Origin of the sequence: Staphylococcus agnetis (assembly GCF_002901865.1) — a bacterium.
GTDB lineage: Bacteria > Bacillota > Bacilli > Staphylococcales > Staphylococcaceae > Staphylococcus > Staphylococcus agnetis.
In genome coordinates this window covers 1-4568 of the sequence record NZ_PPQF01000037.1, presented here as the reverse complement: position 1 = coordinate 4568, position 4568 = coordinate 1, and the positions used below count along the sequence as shown (strand labels likewise).

Below are 4568 nucleotides of genomic sequence, written 5' to 3'. Positions count from 1 at the left end.
TAGATAGTAGCCAACGGCTACAGTAATGACATCTTTGTCAAATTGCTTATATCTGAAATAATTCATACTCTGCACCTCATCTTTGTTGACTATTATACTATATTTCTAACTTTGCAACAGAACCTTCATTATTATACGCGAGGGCTTTATTTTTTTTGAAATAATATATAAAAAGAATCGATTAAGTAAAAATGTTTTTACCTAATCGATTCTTTTTTGGCTAGGAATTATGTCCCAGCCCCGTATGCAAATAAGTGTTGAGTAATTTGAGATTAAAAAAATAGGTAGCCATGCAGAGTGAAATGATATTTCCTAAAGTGAATCAAATCCATCCAATATGCTAGGAGTGCGTATAAAAGTAATATAATTAACACATGTAGGCTTATCGGAAGGACATATGCTTTAAAAGGTGCAGATGGTATAATAATGAAGTCGCCTATCTCTCAGGCGTCAAATTTAGACGCAGAGAGGAGGTGCATATCAGATGGTCGAAGCTCTTGTTCACATCACGACCACAGTCATCAGTGGTTGTATTGTTGCGTTATTTACGCATTGGCTACGTACACGTAACAATAAGAAAAAATAGGCGATATTAGCCAACACCTAAAAATCCCCTCACTATTGCGAGTAGTGAGGGGATTGGTGCATATAATGCACGAAGCTCTTGTTATCTAAATTATAACACTAGTTAATGAAGAAATGCAAAACATGTATTCAGACTACTCGCACTAAAGTAAACTTCTAAATTCTTCATATTGTTTGATATAAAGAGGATCGTTTTTCAAAGAATTTTCGAAATAAATTTCTTTTAACTTTAGTATTTCTAATAATTACTCATTATTTTTAACTAATTCATAGTTACTATGGTTCTGTTGCAAAGTTGACTTTATAGTATAATTTTAACAAAAAGGAGTCTTCTGTATGAACTATTTCAGATATAAACAATTCGATAAAGATGTCATCACTGTAGCCGTTGGCTATTACCTAAGATACGCATTGAGTTATCGTGATATATCTGAAATATTAAGAGAACGTGGTGTCAATGTTCATCATTCAACAGTCTATCGTTGGGTTCAAGAATATGCACCGATTTTGTATCAGATTTGGAAGAAAAAGCATAAAAAAGCTTATTATAAATGACGTGTCGATGAGACATATATCAAAATTAAGGGCAAATGGTGCTATTTATATCGTGCGATTGATGCAGACGGCCATACATTAGATATTTGGTTACGTAAGCAACGAGATAATCATGCGGCATATGCGTTTATTAAGCGTCTTATCAAGCAATTCGGCAAACCCAAAATGATAATTACAGATCAAGCGCCTTCAACGAAGGTCGCAATGTCTAAACTAATCAAAGATTTTCAATTTAGCCCGAACTGTCATTGTACCTCTAAATATTTAAATAACTTCATTGAACAAGATTATCGTCATATCAAAGTAAGGAAAATAAGTTATCAAAGTATCAATACGGCAAAGAATACGATCAAAGGCATTGAATGTATTTATGGCTTATATAAAAAGAACCGCAGATCTCTTCAGATCTACGGGTTTTCGCCATGCCGTGAAATTAGCATCATGCTAGCGAGTTAATACGAAGTATTATTTTAAACATGAATCTAGAGGTCTATTTTTTAACTTTGCAACAGAACCTTTCTTTGTATCTTTGCAATACAACCCTATTATTGACAAAATTGTGAAATTAAGTTAACATAATAAAAAAATAAATAATTTTTAATATTTTGTTCATTTTTAGAGTTGCGCCAAAAACTTTATTTTTTTATAGTGATTTGGAAGCGCTTTCTCATCTAATACAAAGAGGAGGTCCATTATGGAACAATTTAAAGCGATTATCAGTAAGTTTTTTGGTTTCATCCCTAGATTATTAATCAACATCTTCATCTAATCTTAAGCGTAGTACTTATCACATTAGGGGGCATTCGATGATGAAAATTAAAAAGAGGCATTTTAAACATTTTAGTGTTATCGCTTCAACACTTTTAATCACGGAATCATTACTTGTAGGAGCAAGTACAGCACAAGCGGCAGAACAACAACCTGCTCAGGAACCTAATCTCGCATTACATAATCAAAATCAACAGAACACACCGACGTTAAACAAAGATTCTGCTAAAAATCATGATCCTATCATTTTAGTCCATGGCTTTAACGGCTTTACAGATGACATTAACCCGGCGATGCTTTCTCACTATTGGGGTGGCGATAAAATGAATATTCGCCAAGATTTGGAAGAAAACGGTTATGAATCTTATGAAGCAAGTATCAGTGCTTTTGGAAGCAACTATGATCGTGCCGTTGAACTTTATTATTACCTCAAAGGCGGACGTGTGGATTACGGTGCAGCCCATGCAGCTAAATACGGGCACGAACGTTATGGTAAAACATACGAAGGGGTTTATAAGGATTGGCAACCTGGTAAAAAAGTACATCTCGTTGGTCACAGTATGGGGGGTCAAACCATTCGTCAATTAGAAGAATTACTTAGAAATGGTAGCCCTGAAGAAGTCGCTTATCAAAAAGAACACGGGGGCGACATTTCTCCATTATTTAAAGGCGGCCATGATAATATGGTATCCTCTATCACAACCCTAGGCACACCACATAACGGAACACACGCTTCTGACTTAGCCGGCAATGAACCGATTGTGCGTCAGCTTGTTTTCGATATCGGTAAACAATTTGGTAATAAAGATTCAAGAGTTGACTTTGGCCTTGCGCATTGGGGCTTAAAACAACAACCGAATGAATCTTATGCAGACTATGTAAAACGGGTGCAAAACTCTAAATTATGGAAATCAAAAGACAATGGATTTAACGACTTAACACGTGATGGGGCGACAGATTTAAATCGTAAAACAACAGTCAATCCGAATATCGTTTATAAAACATATACAGGTGAAGCGACTCATGCTTCAATTGGCGGTAAACAAAAAGCAGATTACAATCTGTTCTTCCCGTTCACAGCGACTGCTAATTTAATTGGTAAAGCGACTGAAAAAGAATGGCGTGAAAATGACGGTCTCGTTTCCGTGATTTCTTCACAACATCCATTTAATGAAGCGTTCACACCAGCCACAGATAAAAACCAAAAAGGTGTATGGCAAGTGACATCTACAAGACATGATTGGGATCACGTGGACTTTGTTGGTCAAGACAGTACAGATACAAAACGTACACGCGCAGAATTACAACAGTTCTGGCATCAATTGGCGGATGATTTAGTTCAAAGCGAATTCTTAACTTCATCTAAATAAAATTCAAAAGATTGGAGGCGAAACCCATGACAGCAGACGTTTTTCAACTCATCGTATCATTTTTCCGCGTAATCAAAAACGTATTCTTTAATTAATTCTATACAAAATTATTAAAAGTTTAATATTGCAAACTTTTTGATATTATAAACAAAACAAATTAATGTTATTCATATTTCAAATAAAAACCAGTACAAATATCGGTTTTATACTTTTAACGGTTGGTGATTTGTCCACTAGCCGTTATTTTTGTGTTAAATAAAAATAGCACAAATATCTCTATAATTGTAAGTTCCTAAACAAATTTAGGAGAAATATTAGTACTTATATTTAGTGACATATCGGAAATAATCAGAATGAAAGTAAAAATTTAAAAATCATATAATGATTAGAAAGGTCTATTCATTATTTTACAAAAGTATTTTACTGTATCCATCTAGAATTTGTCAGGCTGTGACATTAAGAATGGGCATCACACAACAGTTATCAAGAATGGATACTCGCAAAGTACAAGAGCTTAAATGACATTCGCTCTTGAAAGGATATTTTATCTTACTTTGAAAATAACGATTCTATCGTAGGGAATATAGCCAAACTTCTACAGCTATAACACTGTACGTAGGATATCGATGTATATTTCTAATGATGTAAAGCTAATTGTTATTAGAAAGCGTGCAAGTAGCATTTCTTAGAAACATATCAATAAAAATAATTTTATTGATATACCTTCTCCTCATTAACTTATATTAAATCATTATTTATAATTAATATAGTATTTTACATTTATTTTATAACATTTATTTTTATATTATATTAACTAGTTAATAATCTAAAGGTATTTAGTAACAAATATATGTCCAAATACAATAAATTAAAATGAAATTTGAAGTTATTATTAAAGTTTTCAATTGTCTTATATAGCCTACATTATAACTAGTTCAGATTTTTTAATTCTTGTTAATTTTTGATGAAGAACTCAAGTTAACTTATGAAGCCAGATGCCACATTTTAGAGTCTTTAAAATTTAATAATAAAAACTACAGTACGTACTATAATATTCTAATAACTTAAGTGTTTCAATAGTATCAATATATACACAGAAATATCTAATTTCAGCAATATAACTTCATTGTTTAAAAGAACCATAAGCCTATTATTTTTAATTGAATAAGGGGATGATTAAAATTGCTAAAATTAGCCACTAAGGTTTTAGTATGTCTAAGAATATACTAAATAAAAGGAATGTATTACTTAAAAAGTATTTGTAGTTAAATGCATTTTTAAGTATTTGAA

At 32.4% G+C, this 4568-nt stretch carries 1 protein-coding gene and 3 pseudogenes; 3 read left to right on the top strand and 1 reads right to left on the bottom strand.

Going from position 1 to position 4568, the window contains the following annotated elements; translation table 11 throughout:
* Positions 1-66 (bottom strand): annotated as a pseudogene (locus CD172_RS06460) (IS6 family transposase); the annotation flags it as partial.
* A 418-nt stretch (positions 67-484) separates the two neighbouring features.
* On the opposite strand from CD172_RS06460, the gene CD172_RS12605 reads away from it, so the two are divergent.
* The 3 genes and pseudogenes from CD172_RS12605 to lip form a co-directional block, all read left to right on the top strand.
* A complete protein-coding gene (locus tag CD172_RS12605; RefSeq protein ID WP_000228874.1) occupies positions 485-586 on the top strand; it encodes a type I toxin-antitoxin system Fst family toxin in 102 nt (33 codons plus the stop codon).
* A gap of 335 nt (positions 587-921) precedes the next feature.
* Positions 922-1596: pseudogene (locus CD172_RS06455) on the top strand (IS6 family transposase).
* A 488-nt stretch (positions 1597-2084) separates the two neighbouring features.
* Positions 2085-3278, top strand: a pseudogene (gene lip / locus CD172_RS06450) (YSIRK-targeted triacylglycerol lipase); the annotation flags it as partial.
* Positions 3279-4568 lie beyond the last annotated feature (1290 nt).